Genomic DNA, 23,430 nt, shown 5'->3' on the forward strand with positions numbered 1-23,430 from the left:
GAAAACTCCTTACGATTTTTTTTGCCCGTAATACGCATTGGGGCCATGTTTGCGCATAAAATGCTTATCCTGCATGCACTGAGGTGCAGGTATTATGGAAGGGTTCAACAATTCGGTCATGAGATTCATTTTTGCAATCTCTTCTAATACCACCGCATTATGAACTGCATTGTCCGCATCGGTTCCCCAAGTAAAGGGGCCGTGGTTTTTACAAAGGATCCCAGGAACGTGCATGGGATTTCTTCCCTGAAGGGTTTCTATAATCACTAGTCCGGTGTTCTTTTCATACCCCTCTTCAATCTCTTCCTCTGTCAGATTTCTGGCACATGGAATCTCTCCGTAGAAATAATCGGCATGAGTGGTCCCATAGCAAGGAATCCCTCTGCCTGCCTGTGCCCAGGAGGTCGCCATTGGGGAATGGGTATGGACGATTCCTCCTACCGTTAAAAAAACCTTATAAAGTTCCAGATGAGTGGCCGTATCGGAGGAAGGGTTTAAGTCTCCTTCCACCTTATTTCCAAGCAGATCCATGACTACCATATCTTCTGGCTTTAGGATGTCATAATCCACACCACTTGGTTTGATGACAAAAAGTCCCTTCTCCCGGTCAATTCCACTGACATTTCCCCAGGTATATGTAATAAGTCCTTTTCTTGGCAACTCCATATTTGCTTCGTATACCGAGCGTTTCAATTCTTCCAGCATGTTCTCTCCGCCTTTCCAAATGTAGTATTATTTAAAATAATCCAGTGCAGCCCGTTCTATGGAAAGTCCCTTTTTATATCGCTCCATATATACGGTAAATCCCGCCTCATCTTCTGGATCCGGCTTTACCACAGTACCAGCTTCTCCATGAAATACCTTTTGAGCCAGGTAATGGTCTAAGGATTCCCCTTCTTCTTTTCGAATTAGATAGGAGGCCAAAAGTGCAGCTCCCCAGGCGCCGCCTTCTCCTGCAGTTTCCATAACAGAAACAGGAACATTCATAGCTGCCGCCATAATGCTTTGACCTACCCCTTTCGTCTTAAAGAGTCCTCCATGGCCTAATAACACATCAAGCTTTACATCTTCTTTATAAAGAATTTCCATCCCTACCTTTAAGGCTCCTAAAGCAGTATAGAGATGAACCCTCATAAAGTTGGCTAGGTTAAAACGACTCTCCGGTGTGCGGACAAACAAAGGTCTTCCTTCTTCAAAATGGGTGATATGTTCCCCAGAGAGGTAACCGTAAGACAATAAATTGCCTCCATCTTTATCTCCCTCCAAAGCCTTTTGATAAAGGGTAGAAAACAAGGTGTTCTTATCCGTCTTCATTCCCATGGCATCGGCAAACTCTTCAAACAGAGATACCCAGGCATTTAAATCAGAAGTACAGTTGTTACAATGGACCATTGCCACAGAATCGCCTGCTGGAGTGGTGACCATATCGATTTCCTCATACACTTTAGACAGCTCCTTTTCAAGAACTACCATGGCAAATACACTGGTACCAGCAGAAACATTACCAGTTCTTCTTGCTACGCTGTTGGTTGCTGTCATACCGGTTCCTGCATCTCCTTCTGGCGGACATAGAGGAATCCCAGCCTTTAAATTCCCACTGACATCAAGAAGGGCGGCGCCCTCTAAGGTCAATGAACCAGCCTCTTCTCCAGCAGTTAATACCTTAGGCATAATATCTTTTAACTTCCAGGGAAGATGTTCTGTATCAATCAGGGAATCAAACTGATCCACCATGTTCTCATAATAGTCCTTTGTGCTGCTGTCAATAGGAAACATGCCTGCACAGTCTCCAATTCCAAGAACTCTCTTTCCTGTAAGCTTCCAGTGGACATACCCCTCCAGGGTGATGAGGTAATCAATGGAAGAGACGTGCTCCTCTTTGTTTAAGATGGCCTGATACAGATGGGCGATGCTCCATCTCTGGGGAATATGATAGGAAAATAAGTCGGTTAGCACATTAGATGCCTCTTCTGTCATGGTATTTCTCCACGTCCGGAAAGGAACCAGGATCTCCCCTTCCTTGTCAAAAGCCATATATCCATGCATCATGGCAGAAAAACAGATGGCTCCAATGGTGGTCAGTGTTTCTCCATAAGTTTCCTTCACTTCCTCTGCCATTTTCTGATAGCTGTCCTGGACACCTTTCCAGATATCGGGGATGGAATATGTCCAGATCCCATTCTCATACTTGTTTTCCCAATCATGACTGCCAGAGGCAATTGGGTTGTGGTCTTCATCCACGAGTACTGCCTTAATTCTTGTAGAACCAAGTTCAATTCCAAGGGCTGTCTTACCTTCCCTGATTACTGCTGCGATTTCTTTTCCTATCATTTGGACCCCTCCTTTTAAAATGGGCCCGCTCCATTAGGAGGCGGACCCCATTATGTTCTTAGCGGTACACAACCGAATTCCACTTCAATTCGTTCTTCAAATCACGTATGGTGGTCTTCTCATCAATATAGATTGCTTCAATTCCCATGGCTTCCGCCCAGTCACCCATCTGCTCTGCTGTTAAATCATAGGAAAATGCCGTATGATGCGCACCTCCAGCCAGAATCCAGCTTTCAGCCCCAGTGATGAGATTTGGCTCTGGAGTCCAAAACGCAGTGGCTACTGGAAGCTTTGGCATAGGCTTTTCTATCTTCTTACAGTTTACAGTATTGATAATGAGACGGAACCGGTTCCCTAGATCAATGAGAGAAGTCGCAATGCCTTTCCCCTCTTTCGCCGTAAATACAAGGCGTGCAGGATCTTCTCTATTACCCATAGACAATGGATTAACCCTGATTGAAACCTTCCCCTCTGCAATGCTTGGGCATACCTCTAACATGTGGGCCTGAAGAATGCCTTCCTTTCCTGGAACTAGATTATAAGTATAATCCTCCATAAAAGAAGTTCCCTTTGCATTTGGTATCCCAGAGGTCATGATCTTCATTAGGCGAACCATGGCAGCCGTCTTCCAATCTCCTTCCCCACCAAAGCCATACCCCTTCTCCATCAAACGCTGAATGGCAAGACCAGGAAGCTGCTGTAAGGTACCAAGATCTCCAAAATGAGTGACAATGGCCTGATAATCCTTTTCCTTTAAGAACTGCTCAAATCCCAGCTCAATCCTTGCCTGAGCTGCTACGTGTGCCTTAAATTCCTCTGGATCTCTTCCTTCTGTTACGATTTCATATCGGCTGTAGTATTCCTCTACCAGAGAAGATATCTCACCCTCTTTTACATCTTTTACATAATCTGTAATCTCATTAACAGGATAAGCATCAATCTCCCAACCAAACTTTAACTGGGCTTCTACCTTATCTCCTTCGGTTACGGCTACATTTCTCATGTTATCTGCAAAACGGACCACACGGACATGGCTGCTTTCCATGACTCCTACAGCCGTACGCATCCAGTCTCCGATTCGATTCTGAACACTTTCATCATCCCAAAATCCTGCAATCACCTTTCTTGCCATTCCCATTCTTGTTACCATATGACCAAATTCCCGATCACCATGGGCAGATTGATTTTCGTTCATGAAATCCATGTCAATGGAGTCATAAGGAATCTCCTGATTGAACTGGGTATGTAAATGAAGCAGCGGCTTTCTATATTCCTGCAATCCTAAAATCCAGGATTTTGCGGGAGAAAAGGTGTGCATCCAAGTGATGACTCCAGCGCAGGTCTCATCGTCATTTGCCTGATGAAACAAAGACCGTATGGATGCATTGTCAATAAGAACCGGTTTTAGTACCACTTGAAATGGTAAAAGCCCACAGGCATTGAGCCGCTCCGTTATAATGGCTGAATGCCTTGCTACATTGCTCAGACACTCTTCCCCATAGAGGTCCTGGGAACCGGTTGCAAACCAGAATTTATATTCTTTACTTACCATAAGATTACCCCCTTATTATTTACTTTCCAAGACGGATTACGTTCCAGGAAGCTTTGTTTAGTTTACTGGTTACAATTCCACCATCAATTACAGACTGGCTGGTCTCCTTTGGAGCCACCTTCTGGTTGAATGGCCCATTCACTGCCTGAAGATCATCACATTCTAAAACCGTATGCTCAAGAACCTGATAACCTTCAAAGCTTCTCATATCAATGGTCATCTCAGCATCTTCCTTAATGCTTCGATTGACTGCAAAAATAGTAACCTCTCCCTTTTCCTCATTGTAGACAGGAACTGCCTCAACAGCTGTTACATTCGCATGGGTAGCGGTATCAAACTTAGGGGTGCTGATAACAGGAAGAAGTGCAGTTCCTCTGCCGTATTTGGAAGCGTGCATAAATGGATAGAATATGGTCTGCTTCCATGCAGCTCCGCCGCCAGCTTCCGTCATAATTGGTGCGATGACATTGACAAGTTGAGCCAGACAAGCCATCTTCACACGATCCGCATGTTTTAACATGGTAATTAACATAAGACCTACTAACAGAGCATCTTCAAAGGTATAGATATCCTCTAGCATAGGTGGAGCGATCTGCCAAGGGTGATTTTCTGTAATATCGTTATCAGCCGCATTGGAATGATACCAAACGTTCCATTCATCAAAGCTGATCTTAATTTCTTTTTTGCTTCTCTTTTTCGCTTTAACATAATCACAAGTAGCGATTACCGTACGGATAAACTCATCCATATCATCAGAACATGCAAGGAAATCTTCGGTATCGCCCTTTTGATTTCCATAGTACTGGTGCATAGAAACGTAATCCACGTGATCGTATGTATGCTGAAGCGTCACAGCCTCCCAATCAGGGAATGTAGGCATGGTTAAACTAGAACTTCCGCAAGATACCAGTTCAATGGTAGGGTCGATAAGTTTCATAGCCCTTGCCGTTTCCTCAGCCAGACGTCCATACTCTTCCATGGTTTTATGTCCAAGCTGCCATGGGCCGTCCATTTCATTGCCTAGACACCAAGTCTTAATATTATGAGGCTCTTTGTATCCATGACTGATTCTTAAATCACTGTATTTGGTGTTGCCTTTGTGGTTGCAATATTCTAAGATATTGCAGGCATCTGCAATCCCTCTGGTTCCCAGGTTCACCGCCATCATAACATCAGAGCCTACATCTCTGGTCCATTTGGTGAATTCATTCAGGCCCACTTTATTTTCCTCAATGCTCTTCCATGCAAGTTCCAGACGTCTTGGGCGCTCATTTAATGGTCCCACACTGTCTTCCCAGTTAAAGCTTGATACGAAATTACCGCCTGGATACCGGATAATCGGAACATTCAGCTCCCTGATCAAATCCTTTACGTCTCCACGAAAGCCGTGCTCATCGGCGGTCTCATGCTCTGGGGAATAAATACCGTCATAAACGGCACGGCCAAGATGCTCAATAAATGACCCGTAAATTCTTTCATCAATCTCCGCAATACGAAATTCCTTATCAACTACCATCTTAACTTTGCTGTATGCCATTTTGTTCCTCCAACCTTTCTGTAATTGCTTCTATTTATTATTCGCCAAATGCTTTACGGTAATCGTTCTGAGATATGCACAAAAGATCTCATACGTTATACCTCCTGCTCTTTCCATAAGATGGATAAGATATCCTCTTACTACCAATTTATAACTTGTACGCACCATTGCACAAGTTGTTTTTCATTATTCTATCATATTTAGCACTTTTTACAAGAAACTTAACGATTCCTTTATTATCTATATTACAAGAGAGAGTCTGACTTGTCAGACTCTGGCGCTGACGCGCTGTCACTTTAGTGACATCTTCCTCTTAAGCGTCATGTGCATCCTGCATGTCTTACCACGGGAAAGGTTAAAATCACTAAGGGAGAATAAAACAGCAGAACGCTACTTTAGGGAAGTTTAATTAGTTAATTTTTTATCAATATAACATATGCCAGAATCTTTCGGGTATAATCCATTAAATAATCACAAATACAGCAAATACAGATCATATAGTTCGGGTTTACTAGGCAAATTCACAAAGTCATAGACATATTACACAATTTATTTTTTATTATTTATGAATTTTTGTTGACACTTTTTCTCACATTTCGGTTATATTATATTTGTAACCCCCCCCAATACATTATATAGTTTTTGCTACACCCCATAAGAAACGAAATACCTTCTCCGAAAAAAGACCAGCTACCCCAGCTGGTCTTTTTCATTGTTCGTTATCTTATTGTTTACTTTTTACCTTTTGTATTACGGCGATCCTTTAACATACGTTCAAAGGCTTCTCCATCGCCATCTTCTCTCAAACGACGTCTCCGCTCTTCTCTGCGAATCTCGCTTTCCCTAAATTCCTTTTTTCTTTTAAATACAACAAATCCAATACCAGCTCCAGCTACTAACAAAATGGCAGCAATCACGGCTACTAAAATCCCCACGCCCTTACCGCCTGACATCTTGACACCAGAAGCGGGTAGTTCCTTGCTTCCTTCGGTAGTAACTGCCTCTTTCGTACCTTCACCAGCTGCCTGGTCGGATTCCGGAGTGCCGTTTTGGGCTATTAAGTAAGCCTGACCCACGTTTCTATCATTATAAGTATATCGAATCAGCGCTACGGCTCCCTTTGGACTGCCTTTCGGTAGCTCCGTTACGAGAGTCTTGCTTGCATCAGAAAACTTAGCATCTTTTGGAAGGGTGATGATCTGACCTTGCTCTAGTTCCAACTCTGATGGCTGAAAATTCTTCTCTCCAACTACAACCGGCTCTTCCCCTTGAATATAGGAGGTCTCATTTCCATCTATTTTGAAATTCTCAAAACGGTCGTACCCAAACTGCAACAGATTTTTTCCGTCCACAAAATACTGCCTTGGGCTTCCCTTTAAGATAACAGAAATAAGCCTTCTTCCATCCTGTTCTGCATAAGTTACCAGTGTATTGCCTGCCTTAATTAAGTAACCGGTTTTCCCTGCTACCGCCGCTGGAAAATAAAACTCACTTGAGGATTCACTTGTTTTCAGCAGACGGTGTTCATTATATATGGTAAGTCCTTCTGGGTTATTGACGGTAGGAGGAATCTTATGGCTTAAAGCAGAACCGATCTCCACAAGCTTCTTATTGTTGTATGCAGCTTTGGCGATCAGTGCCATATCATAGGCAGATACATACTGAGTATCTCCATTCAGTCCAGAAGGATTCTCAAAATGGCTCTCTGTGCATCCAAGCTCCTCCAGCTTTTGATTCATCAGCTTCACAAAATCTTCTCTGCTTCCTGCCACATGCTCCGCGAGGGCATTGGCTGCCTGATTGCATGAGTGAAGGATAAGAGAATAAAGGCAATCCTCCACAGAAAGTTTATCTCCATCCGTTACATTTAACTTGTTCCCGCTTCCCGCTTCCACGTTTAATACAGAATCTTTGGAAAAGGTAACCATATCATCAGGTTTGGCCCGCTCCAGCACGATTAGTGCGGTCAATATCTTCGTAATACTAGCAGGTGGATATTGTCCATGCATATTTTTCCCAAATATCACTGCTCCCGAATCTGCATCAATCACAATACCGGATTCTGCCTGGATGTCAGTATCTGAGGGCCAGTCCGGTTTTGCGTATACCGTTATAAGAAATAACTGGCTGATCAAAAGACAGCACAGCAATGTTTTCAATCTTTGTTTCAAGCATTTGCCCTCCGACATTAAAAATGCCCTAAAACCGCACATAGAATATTATACGGTTTTAGGGCACCATTTTTATTTTGCGTAATCTGTTACTCTGGACTCTCTGATCACATTGACTTTAATCTGTCCCGGATATTCCAAGGATTCTTCAATCTTCTTAGAAATATCACGAGCCAATAATACCATATCGTCATCGTTGATCTGATCGGGAACTACCATAATCCGAACTTCACGTCCTGCCTGAATGGCGAAGGACTTGTCCACTCCCTTAAAGGAATTGGTAATATCTTCTAACTGTTTTAATCTGTTTGTATATGTCTCCAGAGTCTCTCTTCTGGCTCCAGGTCTTGCCGCAGAAATTGTGTCTGCTGCCTGGCAAATACAGGCAATAAGGCTCTGTGGTTCAACGTCACCATGATGAGATTCCACCGTGTTCAGTACGATCGCAGGTTCTTTATACTTTCTACAAAGCTCTACGCCTAACTGAATATGGGATCCTTCCATCTCATGGTCAACGGCTTTACCGATGTCATGTAATAAACCAGCACGCTTGGCCATACGAATATCCAAACCGATCTCTCCGGCTAATAAACCGGATAACTGGGCAACTTCCATGGAATGCTTTAATGCATTTTGTCCATAGCTTGTCCTGTATTTCAGCTTGCCAAGCAGTCTGATGAGTTCCGGATGAAGACCATGAATTCCCACTTCAAGAGCGGCGGTCTCTCCTTCTTCACGCATATTGGTTTCTACTTCTTTCTGTGCCTTTTCTACCATCTCCTCAATTCTGGCTGGGTGAATTCTTCCATCCACAATGAGGCGTTCCAATGCAATTCTTGCCACTTCTCTACGAACCGGATCAAATCCGGACAATACAACTGCCTCAGGGGTATCATCAATAATGAGTTCTACGCCTGTAAGGGTCTCTAACGTACGAATGTTACGGCCTTCTCTACCAATGATCCTGCCTTTCATCTCATCGTTAGGAAGCTGTACAACAGAAACTGTCGTTTCTGCTACATGATCCGCAGCACATCTTTGAATGGCTGTAACCACGTATTCCTTTGCCTTTTTATCGGCTTCTTCTTTTGCTTTGTTATCAAGTTCCTTAATTAATTTCGCAGTGTCATGTTTTACATCATCTTCAACAGATTTTAAAAGATACTCTTTTGCCTGTTCGGAGGTAAGTCCGGAAATTTTTTCCAGTTCCTGAATGCCTTTTTCATACAGTGATTCAACTTCGGCATTTCTTTTATTTAACCCGTCCTCTCGAGCAGCAAGACCTGCTTCTCGTTTTTCCATAGTCTCAGACTTCTTGTCCAAGTTTTCTTCCTTGCTTAATACTCGTCTTTCATAACGTTGAAGCTCAGCTCTTCGTTCCCTGGTTTCTTTTTCCAGTTCATTCTTAGTCTTTAATGACTCTTCTTTTGCCTCAAGGAGAGCTTCACGCTTCTTTGTCTCAGCGGTCTTTAATGCTTCATCTATTATTTCCCGAGATTTTTCTTCTGCTGAACCCATCTTGCTTTCATAGGTATTTTTTCGATATGAGATCGCAGCAGACCAGGCAATAAAAGCTACTACTATTGATGCCAAAATTACAACCAATACAGTTGTGAATACTGATACTGACACAGGAGCACCTCCTTATTAGATTTTCATTGTACAACAATACAACACTTCAATTTTAAACTGTTTTATACATTATGTCAAGTATTTAACCCTCGTTTCCGGTATACTTATACACATTTTCCTTATTGTCAATTATCGGAATAAATACATCCCAAAGCACGGGTTACCGCTTCATAGGAAAATCCTTTTCTGGCCAGGGATGATATGACTTTTGCACGCCCTTTTTGGTCCAATTCTTCCGGCACAATTCGCTTCTTTCTGATATATGCCTGTATCTGTGCTTCTTCGTCCACAGGTTGTTCCAATAAAATATCCCGTATCATCTCTTTATCTAAGCCTTTTTTCTGGAGCTCGTACTGGATCTGTCTTTCACTTTTTCTTGTGGAATTGTATTCTACATACCTTTTTCCGTAATTTTCATCGTTTATAAAGCGATGCTCCTTCACAAATAAAATAGCATAATCGATGGCTTCCTGAGGGTATCCCCCCTCCTTTAGCTTTCTCACCAATTCCTGCTCCGTCTTATCCGAAGCTTTTAAAAGATATAGAACCCGCTCTCTGGCTCTCTTTAGCAAAACATCCTTAAGAATCTCCTGATACGTATCCTCCGAAAGTTCCTCTCCTTCTTCGATACCAAATCTTTTTATTTCCCCTCTATAAAGAACAAGAGTAAAGTCTTCATCTAGAATGACTTTACTCCTGCGCTTATCGACGGGCACAATCTCCATTACAATCATAATGCCCCTTATTCTCTCTGTTATTCTATTACCGCCTATCAGGCGTATAAAGCTCTATTCCTTTGAGGAAGCATTTTTACTATCTTCCGCTTTAATCCGTTTGCTTTCCTTTGCGCTTACTACATCTGCTCCAGGGGCCGCTGCCGCTCCGCCTTCTGTGATCAGACCGTAATTAGCACGTACCTTATTTTCAATTTCCAGGCAGATCTCCGGATTGTCCTGAAGATAGATCTTTGAATTCTCACGGCCCTGACCAATCTTTGCGTTGTTATAAGCAAACCAGGCTCCGCTCTTTTCTACGATGTTCTCTTTCACGGCGAGATCCAAAATATCACCTTCTCTGGAAATACCTCTTCCAAACATGATATCAAACTCTGCTTCCTTAAATGGAGGTGCGATCTTATTCTTAACTACTTTAATTCTAGCTCGGTTACCAACTACATCGCCACCCTGTTTCAGAGTCTCAATCTTACGGATATCCAAACGAACAGAAGCATAAAACTTAAGGGCACGTCCGCCTGTGGTGGTCTCAGGACTACCAAACATGACTCCAACCTTCTCACGAAGCTGATTGATGAAAAGAACAATACAATTGGATTTGCTGATGACTGCAGTCAACTTTCTAAGAGCCTGAGACATCAGTCTCGCCTGAAGGCCAATGTGGGAATCTCCCATTTCTCCCTCGATCTCTGCTTTTGGGACCAGCGCTGCAACGGAATCCACAACCACGATGTCTACCGCTCCGGAACGAACCATGGTCTCTGTAATCTCCAACGCTTGTTCTCCGTTGTCTGGCTGAGATATGTATAGGTTGTCGATATCGACTCCAATTTTCTTCGCATAAACAGGGTCAAGGGCGTGTTCCGCATCAATAAATCCTGCGATTCCACCACGCTTTTGAACTTCTGCAATCATGTGAAGTGCGACTGTAGTCTTACCACTTGATTCTGGTCCAAAAATCTCTATCACTCTACCTCTTGGAATTCCGCCTAACCCTAAAGCAATATCAAGACTAAGGGAACCTGTAGGAATGGTCTCTACATTCATATTGGTTCCGCTGTCACCAAGCTTCATAATAGAACCTTTTCCATAGGCTTTCTCTATCTGTGTAAGTGCGGCATCTAGCGCTTTCATTTTATCATCTTTATTCATCTTATCCTCCAACACGAACAAATGTTCTTCTTCTATTCATAATAATAGTATAATTCACTACAAATGTCAACCAGAAATTTATGCAATTACGTTCAATAAGCATCACACTCCCTACCTGTCCGGCTATGATTTTTACATATAATGGAAATCCTGGCGAACTGCCAGAGAAACGTTTCATAAAAGGCAAGATACCTTTTGAATGTAAGGTATACTATATCACAGGCATGTCCTGACTGCAAGATTTATATCATCCGGGTCTGCATGCCGAAACAGACCCGGATTGCAAAAACCTAATGGGAAAAATTTAAAGCAAAAGACGCTCTACATCAAGAAGTCCCCAGCCCTGCTGGTTAATTGGGAGTCCTAAATCCACGGCTCTTTCACGAAGCATCAATTTCACATCCCGATTGTTCATATAAGGATATTTTTGCAAGAGCAGCGCGATCGCACCTGAAACTAACGGCGTCGACATGGACGTACCGCTCTTACTTTGGTACTGTCCCTCTTCATTGGAGCAGCTCATAATTCCAGCGCCGGGAGCGATAATTTCCGGCTTGCAGATGCAGGCGCCCGTAGGCCCTCTACCTGAATAATCAATCATGCGATTTCCCATTACATTTACTTCTTTATAGTCGTCAGAACAACCGACTGTAATGACCTTACGGCTAATTCCGGGAGTTGTAATCGTATTAGTTCCCGGCCCCATATTTCCTGCTGCCACACAAACCACCAGCCCGTCATCCCAGGCCGCATTGACTCCACGTACAAGAACTGAATTTTCCGTCATACCTTTTCTCGAAAAGGAACCTACGGAAATATTTACGATACGAATTCCATATCGTTCTCGGTTATCGCGGACCCATTTTAACCCTGCCAGCACATCAGAAGCATAACCGTTCCCCTTTTTATCCAAAACCTTAAGCATAATGATGTGACACTCTGGTGCGATTCCCATATATTTTCCATCGGAAGCACTGCCGCTCCCTCCAATAATTCCAGCTATATGCGTTCCATGACCATTGTCGTCATAAGCATCCCGTCTGCGGTGAACAATATCCACGAAATCCACTACTCTATGTTCGAAGTCCTCATGAAGATAAATTCCCGTATCAAGCACTGCAACTCCTACTCCCCGCCCAGTTAGACCCATGCGGTAAGCCATGTCACAGTGTATTGCATCTCTTACATGATTCACAGTCCACTACCTGATTCCTTTTTTATTAGGATATTCCGCAGTGACTTGCATGGTTTCATTTCGGGGGTAAAATTTTCTTTTCTGCCTCATCTTATGAAAATGATATTAAGAAAATCTTCATAATCTATTCAAACAATATACAAACTTTTACCGAGGGGGTGTGTTATACTAATGACATAAGAAATGCACAATGTATAGAAATATCCTTTTACCCTTTTTGAAATCCGAAAATCCTAAGAAAAAACCCTGTGTCTTACGGCACAGGGTTTTTTCTGTTCAAATATTGAATTAAAAAGGTGAAATTATATATCGTACTTTGTATTTTTTAAAATATCACAGAAATCAAAGGTAGCAAAGTAATCTTTTGGAGTCTCAGCTCTGCGGATTAATTCAACTTCCCCATTCTCTTTTAAAAGCAACTCTGCAGATCTTAACTTTCCGTTGTAATTATAACCCATGGCATACCCGTGAGCACCCGTATCATGGATGAACAGCAGATCTCCTTTGGATATTTCCGGCATCATACGGTCGATTGCAAATTTGTCGTTGTTCTCACAAAGAGATCCAACCACATCGTACTTATGACTGCATGCTTCCTGTTCTTTTCCCATAACCGTAATGTGATGATAAGCTCCATACATGGCAGGACGCATCAGGTTGACTGCACAGGCATCCACTCCAATATATTCTTTGTGGGTGTGTTTTTCATGAATGGCTTCTGTCACCAATCCGCCGTAAGGCCCTAACATAAAACGTCCAAGCTCGGTATAGATCGCTACATCTCCCATATCATTTGGTACTAAAATCTCTTCATAGACTTTTCTTACACCTTCTCCAATGGCCATGATATCATTGGACTCCTGTCCTGGACGATATGGAATTCCGATTCCGCCAGACAGATTGATAAAGGTAATTTCAGCACCCGTCTCCTCTTTTAACTTCACTGCAAGTTCAAACAATACCTTTGCGAGCAGAGGATAGTATTCATTGGTCACTGTATTGCTGGCAAGAAATGCATGGATACCAAATTTCTTAGCGCCCTTGCTCTTTAATATCTTAAATGCTTCAAAAAGCTGCTCTGTGGTCATTCCATATTTGGAATCTCCTGGATTATCCATAATATCATTGCTGATTTTAAATATTCCACCTGGATTATAGCGACAGCTTATGGTCTCAGGAATATGGCCAGTGGCTTTTTCCAGAAATTCAATGTGGGTAATATCATCAAGATTTATAATTCCACCCAACTGATCTGCTAATTGAAATTCCTCTGCAGGAGTGTCATTGGATGAAAACATGATATCAGAGCCGGAATAACCAATGGCATCAGACATCATAAGTTCTGTCATGGATGAACAGTCAGCTCCGCAACCATAATCCTTTAAAATGTTAAGGATAAAGGGATTCGGCGTAGCCTTGACTGCAAAATACTCCCGGTAACCTTTATTCCAGGAAAATGCCTGTTTCAATTTTTCTGCATTCTCCCTGATTCCCTTTTCATCATAAATATGAAAGGGTGTTGGATATTCTTTCACAATTTCTAATAATACTTCCTTGGTAACAAATGGTGTTTTTTCCAAAGCTTTCCTCTCCTCTCTTAAGTTAAACTATGCAGAAAGAGCCCGTCTCCGGCATGCCTGCTAGTAAGCTACATTGTACCGGGGATAGACTCTTTTGTCCACACTTTTTTTTGTATATTTATTCAAAAAAAATTATTAATTAGTTTACATTTACTACACGCATGATATTGGTATGAGCCGCTGCTTCATGCTTTCTAATTGGATTTACAACTCCTGCAGTAACTACCACAGTGTCGTTCACCTCTACAATTCCTTTTTCCTTTAAAAGTTCCATGGAAGAGTAAATTAAAACGTCAGTGGATTCCGCACGCTTTGCGTGAAGTGGCAAAACACCCCAGTAAAGCTGCATCTGACGAAGTGCAGAAGAGCTTGGGGACAAACCGATGATCTGGCATTCTGGTCTCCATTTGGATAACAGTTTTGCGGTAAAACCGCTGATACTTGGTGCTACGATAGCCTTTGCCTCTAAATCACTAGCAGTTGCTACAGAAGAATAACAAACAGCATTGGATACGTTGTGTTCATTGGCAGCAGATACTCTACGCTGACGGAATGCATTGTAATCGAGATGTTTCTCTGTCTCTTCTACGATAGAAGCCATCATGGTAAGAGCCTCAATTGGATATTTGCCCATTGCAGTTTCACCGGATAGCATAACTGCATCGGTTCCATCATAAACTGCGTTTGCTACGTCAGTCACCTCAGCCCTAGTTGGACGAGGATTGCGGATCATAGAATCTAACATCTGGGTAGCAGTAATAACCGGCTTACAAGCTACATTACACTTATCAATGATTTTCTTCTGAACAAATGGTACTTCCTGAGCAGGAATCTCAACACCCATATCTCCACGGGCAACCATGATGCCATCACTTGCTTCAATGATCTCATCCAGGTTCTCAATTCCTTCTGCATTCTCAATCTTAGCAATAACAGCCATATTAGAGCCGTTAGATGCAAGGATTTCTTTAATCTCTTTGATTGCACCAGCCGTACGTACAAAAGAAGCCGCAATAAAATCAAATCCCTGTTCAATACCAAACTGGATATCCTGCTTATCTTTCTCTGTCAGTGCTGGAAGTTTGATTTTAACGTTAGGTACGTTAACACCCTTTCTTTCTCCCAGCTCTCCACCATTTATGATGTTGCAAATGATTTCTTTGCCCTTAACTTCCAGAACTTCCATTTCAATCAGACCATCATCTATAAGTATGCGGTTTCCAGTAGTAACGTCTTTTGCAAGGCCATCGTAAGTAATATGACCTCTGGTAGCATCACCGACAATATCTGCAGTTGTTAAAGTATAGGTATCACCTTCCTTTAATGTAACCTTCTTGCCATCTTCTAAAACACCGGTGCGGATCTCCGGTCCTTTTGTATCAAGAAGTGCTGCGATTGGCAGATCCAATTCTTCACGAACTCCCTTTAGCATATCAAGGCGTGCCTTCTGCTCTTCATAGTCACCATGAGAAAAGTTAAATCTGGCAACATCCATTCCATGTAAAGCCAGTGCTTTCATCAATTCGCGGTCATTCGTATTAGGTCCCATTGTGCAAATAATCTTAGTTCTCTTCATTATTATCCTCCGTAACTAGTGGGTCGTATTGTCGATCGTGGGGTGATCCGACGTAACGTGTTTGTGTGTATACAAATGCTCGGAACAGTATTCAAAACTGCCCTCACATTTTGAACAATAACGGAATTCCAGGTTAGGAGAATCTTTTTCGGTCCGTTCGCAAACGGCACACTTGTGGTGTGTCCCCCCCTGAGGCATAATTTTCATCTGTTTTTGAAAATTATGTTTTCTTTTGATCTCCTTCGGATTAAACCGGCTTGTATTCCGGGTTAAAATGAAAAAGAGGATAAAGTTAAATAAAGACATAAATATTGTGACTCTGGTAGCCATGTTACCGGTGATAAATCCATAAAGGAAATATAACCCGTTAAAGATAGCAAGCCATTTGGCTTTCATCGGAATCACAAAAAACAAAAGGAATTCCAGATCCGGAAATGTTGCAGCAAAAGCAAAAAACAGGGAATAGTTTAAAAATTCTGTTGTCAGGTAAACCGTCTTTCCCATAAAAATATATACAACAAGGGCTGCTGCCACATGTCCGATGACTCCCATAAAGAAATAAACGTTAAAACGAAATGCGCCCCAGATTCTTTCCAAGTTCTGACCAAGCATATAATAGAGATACATACTGATCAGACTAAAGAAAATATTAGTACTTCCAGGGGGGTATATCATAAATGTAACGACTCTCCATACCTGCCCGCTTAAAATCTTTGATGCATCAAGAGAGAGATACTGCCAGTAAAAACCCGGTGCCATAAGCTCCATAAGAAGCCCAACACCATACATCCCAATAATATAGTACATAAGATTGGAAATAGCAAATTTTTTAAATTTGCGTTCCATATTGTAGAAAAATTTCATGCCTTCTTCCTTTACTTGAAAACTAAAAGAGATCTTTTTTTGAAAAAATCCACGCTACAATCAGTGTCAAAACCAAGGTAAATCCTAATACTATGATAAATCCGTGGGGATTGCTTGCAAATGGCATTCCATTTGCATTTACATTCATTCCATAAAAGCTTGCCACCATGGTGGGTATGGACATAACAATAGTAATGGTAGCCAGAAACTTCATTACAATATTTAAGTTATTGGAAATTACAGAGGCAAATGCATCCATGGTGCCACTTAAAATGCCGCTGTAGATATTAGCCATCTCGATGGCCTGCTTGTTCTCGACAATGACATCCTCCAAAAGCTCCGTGTCTTCCGGATACTTTTTGATTTTTTCATTGCGCATGAGTTTCTCAAGCACCATCTCATTAGATCTTAGTGATGTTGTAAAGTACACAAGACTCTTTTCCAGTTCCAAAAGCTCAATCAGCTCCCGGTTCTTGGTGGACTTGTGAAGCTTTTCTTCTATCACTCCGCTCTTTTTATCGATGATTCTTAAATATTGCAGATAAAGCGATGCGTTCTTATAAAGAATCTGCAAAATAAAACGTGTTTTCATATACGTATGGAAATCCCTGACCCGGCCATCCATAAACGCATTTAGAACCGTAGTATCTTCCAGACACACCGTAATAATCGCATCATCCGTAGTGATGATACCCATAGGTATCGTCACATACCAGTCTTTGTCGTTTCGTTCCTCAATGGCAGGTACATCCACAAGAATCAAGGTATAATGATCCTCTGTCTGAATTCGGGAACGCTCTTCCTCATCAAGTGGGGCTCTTAAATCGTCCGGGTCGATCTTGTAGGTATTAGCGATTTCCAAAATCTCGGTCGCGGTGGGGTTAGTAAGCGCTATCCAGGATCCTGGAGAAAGTACATCCTTTTGTTGAATCAATCCGTCCTCAGTCTTATATATCTGTATCATAGCGTTTCCCCCTTCCATTGAAAAAATATTATGAATCCTATGGCAGACTTTGACTTATACATTATAGAATCCCGATTGATTTTTGTCAAACGAAATGAAACCGTTTTTTGTGATCTTAAACAAATTTTGCTAGTTTTAACATTAATTTAGCATGTTATGACAATTGTATTATTTCTTATTTTATGTTAAACTGATGTTCGGTGAGCCAGCAACTTACTTTTACACAAAAGGAGGCAGGGGATACCCCCGCACATATGATTACATACAACACATTAGGAATTGATATCGGTTCCACAACTGTAAAAATAGCGATATTAAACGAGAAGAATGAACTTATATTCTCTGATTATGAACGTCATCTTGCAAACATTCAGGAAGCACTGTCTGGTTTGCTTAAGAAGGCCTTTGATAAACTTGGTCCAATGGACTTACGACCGGGCATTACAGGTTCCGGCGGTTTGACTTTATCGAAACATTTAAAGGTCACCTTTGTTCAGGAGGTCGTAGCAGTCGCTACCTCTCTTCAGGATTATGCCCCACATACAGACGTGGCAATCGAACTTGGTGGAGAAGATGCAAAAATTATTTACTTTACCGGTGGCATTGACCAGCGTATGAACGGTATCTGCGCAGGTGGAACCGGGTCCTTTATCGACCAGATGGCATCTCTTTTACAGACTGATGCTTCTGGACTGAATGAATACGCAGCCAATTATAAAGCTATTTATCCCATTGCAGCCCGGTGTGGCGTATTTGCAAAGACGGATATTCAACCACTTATTAATGAAGGGGCTACCAGGGAAGATCTTGCGGCTTCTATTTTCCAGGCTGTTGTAAACCAGACCATCAGTGGGCTGGCTTGCGGAAAGCCAATTAGAGGTCACGTTGCATTCCTTGGAGGCCCTTTGCATTTCCTACCAGAACTAAAGAAAGCATTTATTCGCACCTTGAATTTATCCGATGATGAAATCATTGCACCGGAACATTCTCATCTTTTTGCAGCCATCGGTGCGGCCATGAATGCCAATGAAAGTTCTGATTCCTCAGTTTCTCTAGAGGAAATGATTCAAAGACTGTCTAATGGAATTCGCATGGAATTCGAAGTTAAGCGTATGGCACCTCTATTTGACAGCCAGGAAGATTATGATTCCTTCATGGCTAGGCACAGCAACAACTCCGTTAAAAAAGGGGAACTCTCCTCTTATCACGGAAAGTGCTTTTTAGGAATTGACGCTGGATCTACTACCACCAAAGTGGCAGTGGTAGGCGAAGACGGTACCCTTTTATACAGCTTTTACAGCAGCAACAACGGAAGTCCGCTTGCTACCGCCGTTAAGGCAATCAAAGAGATTAAAGAGCAACTTACCAGTAACAGCGAGATCGTATGGTCCTGTTCCACTGGATATGGTGAAGCTCTGCTTAAAGCAGCTTTCCTTCTTGACGAAGGGGAAGTTGAAACCATTGCCCACTATTATGCGGCAGCCTTTTTTGAGCCAGAGGTGGACTGTATTTTGGACATCGGCGGTCAGGATATGAAGTGTATCCGTATCAAGAATAACACCGTAGACAGCGTTCAGTTAAACGAAGCTTGTTCCGCCGGGTGCGGTTCCTTTATTGAGACCTTCGCCAGTTCCTTAAATTACAAGGTACAAGATTTTGCTACGGAAGCTCTATTTGCAAAGAATCCTACGGATCTTGGAACCAGATGTACCGTATTTATGAACTCCAATGTAAAGCAGGCCCAGAAGGAAGGGGCTGAGGTTTCCGACATTTCTGCCGGCCTTGCCTATTCCGTTATTAAGAATGCATTATTTAAAGTAATTAAAATCACCTCTCCGTCTGACTTAGGGCAGCATGTGGTGGTTCAGGGCGGTACCTTTTATAACAATGCCGTTCTCCGCAGCTTTGAAAAGATTTCTGGCTGCCAGCCTGTACGTCCTGATATAGCAGGAATCATGGGTGCCTTTGGTGCGGCTCTGATTGCAAGAGAGCGTTATGAGGAATCCGGGAAAACTACGATGTTAAGCCTTGACGATATCCTGAATCTTCATTATGAGACTTCCATGGCCAGATGCAGAAAGTGCACCAACAACTGTGTTCTTACGGTAAACCGTTTTGACGGAGCACGTAAGTTTATCTCTGGTAACCGATGCGAACGAGGACTTGGAAAAGAAAAAACAAATACTGATGTTCCAAACCTTTTTGAATACAAGAACCAGCGTATGTTTGATTATGATCCTCTGACTGAGGACCAGGCGGAGCGCGGAACCATCGGCATCCCCCGAGTTTTAAACCTGTATGAGAATTACCCCTACTGGGCAGTTTTCTTCCGGGAATTAAAATTCCGCACCGTAATCTCCCCTCAATCCACCAAAAGTATTTATGAGATGGGGATTGAATCCATACCAAGTGAGTCCGAATGTTATCCGGCAAAGCTTGCACACGGTCATGTAGAATGGTTGATTCGAGAAGGAATTAAAACTATTTTCTACCCCTGTATCCCATATGAGAGAAACGAATCTCCCGATGCAGGAAACCATTTTAACTGTCCGATTGTCACTTCCTATGCGGAAAATATAAAGAATAACGTAGAAGCAATTCATACGGAAAATATAAGATTTTTAAATCCATTTATGGCTTTTACCAACGAAGAGATATTAACATCACGTCTGGTTGAAGTAATGAAAAACGAGTTTAATATCCCAGTATCCGAAATCAAGGACGCTGCACATGCCGCTTGGGATGAACTCATGGCTTCTCGTGCAGATATGGAACGAATGGGAGAAGAAACCATTTTGTGGTTGAAGGAAAATGACCGCCACGGAATCGTTTTGGCAGGTCGTCCCTACCACGTGGATCCAGAGATCAATCATGGAATACCAGAACTCATTACCTCCTATGGTTTTGCAGTTTTAACGGAAGATTCTGTTTCCCATCTGGCAGAAATTGAACGCCCCATGATTGTAACAGATCAATGGATGTACCACACCAGACTCTATCAGGCTGCCAGTCTAGTAAAAAGAGAGCGGAATCTGGATTTAATTCAGCTTACCTCCTTTGGATGCGGCTTAGATGCCGTAACGGCAGACCAGGTTAATGATATCCTTACCGGATCTGGAAAGATTTATACGACTTTAAAGATCGATGAAGTGAACAACTTAGGTGCTGCTAGAATCCGTATCCGATCCTTAATCGCAGCCTTAAAAGTACGTGATAAGGGGCATTATGAACAAAATGTGGTATCAAGTGCCTATAACCGAGTGACCTTTACCAAAGAGATGAAGCAGGATTACACCATACTCTGCCCTCAGATGTCACCGATCCACTTTGACCTGATTGAGCCTGCTATCCGTGCCTTTGGTTACAAGATCGAAGTACTTCAAAACCATAACCGAACCGCAGTTGATACTGGGCTGAAATATGTAAACAACGATGCCTGCTATCCTTCTCTTATTGTAGTTGGCCAAATTATGGATGCACTTCTATCTGGAAGATACGATCTAAACCGGACTGCAATTTTCATGAGCCAGACCGGAGGCGGATGTCGTGCTTCCAACTATATTGGTTTTATAAGAAGAGCCTTAGAACGTTCTGATATGGGTCAGATCCCTGTTATCTCGGTTAATGCCAATAACATGGAAACGAATCCAGGCTTTCAGATTTCACTGCCTATGCTGACAAAAGCCATGCAGGCAGTTGTTTACGGCGACGTATTTATGAGAGTGGTATATGCAACCAGACCTTATGAGAAGGTGCCCGGCTCTGCCAATGCCCTTCATGATCGGTGGAAACAGCGTTGTATCCAGGCTCTGTCTAAGAAATCTGCAGACATGATAACATTCTCCCGTAACATTAGGGGAATCATCAGAGACTTTGATTCTCTGGAACGTGATGCAATCACAAAACCTAAGGTCGGCGTCGTAGGAGAGATTCTAGTCAAGTTTTCTCCTCTTGCAAACAACAACATTGTAGATCTTTTGGAGGCAGAAGGTGCCGAGGCAGTTATGCCTGATTTAATGGATTTCCTTTTATACTGCTTCTATAACAATAACTTTAAGGCCGAGAAACTGGGCGGCAAAAAGACAACGGCAATCTTATCTAATATGGGAATCTCCCTGTTGGAGTTCTTCCGCAGAACTGCGAAAAAAGAACTGGAAAAGAGCAGCCATTTCACAGCTCCTTCTCATATCGGTAACCTTGCAGATATGGCCAAGGAATTTGTTTCCATTGGCAACCAGACAGGGGAAGGCTGGTTCCTTACCGGCGAGATGCTAGAACTGATTCACACTGGAACCAACAACATTGTATGTACCCAGCCATTTGGCTGCCTTCCAAACCACATTGTGGGAAAAGGTGTCATCAAGGAGCTTCGTAAAGAGTATCCAGATTCTAATATCATAGCCGTTGACTATGACCCTGGTGCTAGTGAAGTAAACCAGTTAAACCGTATTAAGCTAATGCTTGCTACCGCTCAGAAAAATCTTTCAAAAGGGCAGTAAATTATATGTAACAATAGAAAACGGTAGGTAGAACTGGGAATATCCCATGTTTTATCTACCGTTTTTAATATTGTTTCTTTCCTGAATTATTTGTTTTTGGTGACTGGAGGAAAGAACAAGTTTTTTGTGATTTCTTCTATTAATAATGTTTCCTTGTAAGAGAGAAGTCATATACCCAAGTTTTGACCGTGTTGAACATCCCAGAGCACCTGATTGGTGTTATCATTAGCAAAATAGCATGGACCCTTCGGAGACTTTTCCTGGGAAGAAGAATTTAACTTCTAATAAAATAGCACAAATGCAGAGAGGTTCATCTCTCCCCGTCTTTCATGTAATAGCCAGAACAGATTCTAAACAGCCGTTCTCCACTGCATTCTTAAGCTCAAAGCTAAAATCATGCATATCAGACATAAGATAATTTCCCAACTCTTCATTCCCAGCAAATAGAACATCCATAAGCTTAAAAATTCCTTCTTTTAATGCCACTTCTATAACCTCTCTGCTATTCCTATACACATACTCTTTTACTCGTTCCTGCTCTTTCTTAGTATATCCTCTGGTATTGATTTCTTTTCCTGCAATCCAGCCCCCTAATATATTTCTTACTGTTATTGCCGCCACATTGATGATAAGCTCATCACAGTCCCCAGAATAAGCAGTTAGCACATGCCTGATATATTCCTCTGGAAGCTTCCGTAAAAACAGTTGTTCTAAATATACGCAATCTACATAAATCTGTATGGCATTGATTCCGCACAAGTTTCCCATTGGAAAAAGAACTGGATAATCCAGGGTGAGGATATGGTTCTGGGGCTGAAAACGAAAGTCATAGTAAAGAAAAAATCCTGGTATTCCTTTTACAAAGGTTTCATAATAACAACGGTTTCCATAGGAATGAAATTCTTCCATCATTTCATTGTACTGTATTTTGGTGTCCTTTGTCTTTTGAACCACCATCTCATATCCCATATTGTATGCATTTTTTGCATCTGTGAGATCCCCTCTGGTTATTAGTCCCCCTCCCTCCAGATCCTGATCCTCATACTCACGAATACAATATAAGACTGCTTCCATAAGCTGTCTGGCCTTTTCATAGGTAATGGAGGTGCTTTCCTTGGAGGTATATTTTGCTGCTAGTTCCCCCACCAGGGGCAATAAATCCTCCGTTTTAAAATTCATCTTCCTCCTCCTCTTCCTCATCCTCATCCATACATAGGCCATACCTAGCTCTTTTTGCAAGCCTTTGAAGACCTGTATCCTCCAGATAATCCAAAGACCCCTGGCATGGCCCGTCAAATAACTCCTTCATGGCATCCACCAACTCATCATCTGTATATTCATCTAGGGATTCATTTTTATAGAAATAAAATATTTCCTGCAGTCTTCCCAGAGTCTCTACGTAATTGTCTTGGTGAATATAAGGGGAATCACAAAAAGCAATTATTAATTTAGGTAGAATCCCCTCTCCAAATTCAACTCTCTGCTCTTTTTTTAGGACATCTCTTCTTTCATTTAATAACAAAGATGTCTCCTCATCACTTAAAACCAGCCCGAATTTAGCCGTATACTCATTAGCTGCCTTCAAAACAGCTACTTGACTACTACTATTACTTACCTGAAACCATTGCTCCTCACCCATAAAA

At 42.1% G+C, this 23,430-nt stretch carries 16 protein-coding genes; 1 reads left to right on the top strand and 15 read right to left on the bottom strand.

All coding sequences use genetic code 11. The features are described from left to right. Window positions 1–9: 9 nt before the first annotated feature. From BET01_RS07075 to BET01_RS07135, 13 genes are all read right to left on the bottom strand, one after another. On the bottom strand, window positions 10–705 hold the full coding sequence (locus BET01_RS07075) for an L-ribulose-5-phosphate 4-epimerase (RefSeq protein ID WP_120196110.1): 696 nt from the start codon (window positions 703–705) through the stop codon (window positions 10–12). A gap of 27 nt (window positions 706–732) precedes the next feature. Continuing rightward, the gene (locus BET01_RS07080) at window positions 733–2,331 is read right to left on the bottom strand and encodes a xylulokinase (RefSeq protein ID WP_120196111.1); all 1,599 of its coding nucleotides are present in this window, start codon (window positions 2,329–2,331) and stop codon (window positions 733–735) included. Window positions 2,332–2,389: 58 nt separating this feature from the next. Then, entirely contained in the window at window positions 2,390–3,883 is a 1,494-nt protein-coding gene (araA, locus tag BET01_RS07085) for an L-arabinose isomerase (RefSeq protein WP_120196112.1), read from the bottom strand. 19 nt (window positions 3,884–3,902) lie between these two features. Then, a complete protein-coding gene (arfA, locus tag BET01_RS07090; protein ID WP_120196113.1) occupies window positions 3,903–5,420 on the bottom strand; it encodes an arabinosylfuranosidase ArfA in 1,518 nt (505 codons plus the stop codon). A 731-nt stretch (window positions 5,421–6,151) separates the two neighbouring features. Beyond that, entirely contained in the window at window positions 6,152–7,591 is a 1,440-nt protein-coding gene (locus tag BET01_RS07095) for a D-alanyl-D-alanine carboxypeptidase family protein (protein WP_120196114.1), read from the bottom strand. A gap of 72 nt (window positions 7,592–7,663) precedes the next feature. Then, window positions 7,664–9,223 (bottom strand): ribonuclease Y, encoded by a 1,560-nt coding sequence (gene rny / locus BET01_RS07100; RefSeq protein WP_120196115.1) that lies wholly within the window; start codon window positions 9,221–9,223, stop codon window positions 7,664–7,666. A gap of 125 nt (window positions 9,224–9,348) precedes the next feature. Continuing rightward, window positions 9,349–9,957: a regulatory protein RecX gene (locus BET01_RS07105; protein ID WP_120196116.1), complete on the bottom strand. Its 609-nt coding sequence runs from the start codon at window positions 9,955–9,957 to the stop codon at window positions 9,349–9,351. Window positions 9,958–10,011: 54 nt separating this feature from the next. Continuing rightward, window positions 10,012–11,109, bottom strand: a complete 1,098-nt coding sequence (recA, locus tag BET01_RS07110) for a recombinase RecA (RefSeq protein WP_120196117.1) — start codon at window positions 11,107–11,109, stop codon at window positions 10,012–10,014. A 304-nt stretch (window positions 11,110–11,413) separates the two neighbouring features. Then, window positions 11,414–12,259, bottom strand: a complete 846-nt coding sequence (locus tag BET01_RS07115) for a S8 family peptidase (RefSeq protein ID WP_408610153.1) — start codon at window positions 12,257–12,259, stop codon at window positions 11,414–11,416. A 347-nt stretch (window positions 12,260–12,606) separates the two neighbouring features. Next, entirely contained in the window at window positions 12,607–13,884 is a 1,278-nt protein-coding gene (locus tag BET01_RS07120) for a diaminopimelate decarboxylase (RefSeq protein ID WP_120196119.1), read from the bottom strand. Window positions 13,885–14,023: 139 nt separating this feature from the next. Further along, window positions 14,024–15,460: a pyruvate kinase gene (pyk, locus tag BET01_RS07125; RefSeq protein WP_120196120.1), complete on the bottom strand. Its 1,437-nt coding sequence runs from the start codon at window positions 15,458–15,460 to the stop codon at window positions 14,024–14,026. Window positions 15,461–15,475: 15 nt separating this feature from the next. Further along, window positions 15,476–16,324, bottom strand: a complete 849-nt coding sequence (locus BET01_RS07130; RefSeq protein ID WP_120196121.1) for a rhomboid family protein — start codon at window positions 16,322–16,324, stop codon at window positions 15,476–15,478. 22 nt (window positions 16,325–16,346) lie between these two features. After that, window positions 16,347–17,288, bottom strand: coding sequence for a magnesium transporter CorA family protein (locus BET01_RS07135; protein WP_120196122.1), 942 nt, complete (start codon window positions 17,286–17,288; stop codon window positions 16,347–16,349). A gap of 254 nt (window positions 17,289–17,542) precedes the next feature. On the opposite strand from BET01_RS07135, the gene BET01_RS07140 reads away from it, so the two are divergent. Next, entirely contained in the window at window positions 17,543–21,787 is a 4,245-nt protein-coding gene (locus BET01_RS07140; RefSeq protein WP_120196123.1) for a 2-hydroxyacyl-CoA dehydratase, read from the top strand. Between the two features lie 327 nt (window positions 21,788–22,114). On the opposite strand, the gene BET01_RS07145 is transcribed toward BET01_RS07140, so the two are convergent. Continuing rightward, window positions 22,115–22,966 (bottom strand): DUF6179 domain-containing protein, encoded by an 852-nt coding sequence (locus BET01_RS07145; protein WP_120196124.1) that lies wholly within the window; start codon window positions 22,964–22,966, stop codon window positions 22,115–22,117. Beyond that, window positions 22,956–23,426 carry a DUF6323 family protein gene (locus tag BET01_RS07150; RefSeq protein ID WP_120196125.1) on the bottom strand — a complete coding sequence of 157 codons (471 nt, stop codon included), beginning with the start codon at window positions 23,424–23,426 and terminating at the stop codon, window positions 22,956–22,958. The genes BET01_RS07145 and BET01_RS07150 overlap by 11 nt, the downstream gene beginning before the upstream one ends. Window positions 23,427–23,430 lie beyond the last annotated feature (4 nt).

This window comes from Lacrimispora algidixylanolytica (assembly GCF_003609635.1).
GTDB classification, from domain to species: domain Bacteria; phylum Bacillota; class Clostridia; order Lachnospirales; family Lachnospiraceae; genus Lacrimispora; species Lacrimispora algidixylanolytica.

Bases quoted from the DNA above. Each gene is read 5' to 3' on its own strand.
- BET01_RS07075 (WP_120196110.1), bottom strand. From the start codon at position 705: ATGCTGGAAGAATTGAAACGCTCGGTATACGAAGCAAATATGGAGTTG.
- BET01_RS07080 (WP_120196111.1), bottom strand. From the start codon at position 2,331: ATGATAGGAAAAGAAATCGCAGCAGTAATCAGGGAAGGTAAGACAGCC.
- araA (WP_120196112.1), bottom strand. From the start codon at position 3,883: ATGGTAAGTAAAGAATATAAATTCTGGTTTGCAACCGGTTCCCAGGAC.
- arfA (WP_120196113.1), bottom strand. From the start codon at position 5,420: ATGGCATACAGCAAAGTTAAGATGGTAGTTGATAAGGAATTTCGTATT.
- BET01_RS07105 (WP_120196116.1), bottom strand. From the start codon at position 9,957: ATGATTGTAATGGAGATTGTGCCCGTCGATAAGCGCAGGAGTAAAGTC.
- recA (WP_120196117.1), bottom strand. From the start codon at position 11,109: ATGAATAAAGATGATAAAATGAAAGCGCTAGATGCCGCACTTACACAG.
- BET01_RS07115 (WP_408610153.1), bottom strand. From the start codon at position 12,259: ATGGGTCTAACTGGGCGGGGAGTAGGAGTTGCAGTGCTTGATACGGGA.
- pyk (WP_120196120.1), bottom strand. From the start codon at position 15,460: ATGAAGAGAACTAAGATTATTTGCACAATGGGACCTAATACGAATGAC.
- BET01_RS07130 (WP_120196121.1), bottom strand. From the start codon at position 16,324: ATGAAATTTTTCTACAATATGGAACGCAAATTTAAAAAATTTGCTATT.
- BET01_RS07135 (WP_120196122.1), bottom strand. From the start codon at position 17,288: ATGATACAGATATATAAGACTGAGGACGGATTGATTCAACAAAAGGAT.
- BET01_RS07140 (WP_120196123.1), top strand. From the start codon at position 17,543: ATGATTACATACAACACATTAGGAATTGATATCGGTTCCACAACTGTA.
- BET01_RS07145 (WP_120196124.1), bottom strand. From the start codon at position 22,966: ATGAATTTTAAAACGGAGGATTTATTGCCCCTGGTGGGGGAACTAGCA.
- BET01_RS07150 (WP_120196125.1), bottom strand. From the start codon at position 23,426: ATGGGTGAGGAGCAATGGTTTCAGGTAAGTAATAGTAGTAGTCAAGTA.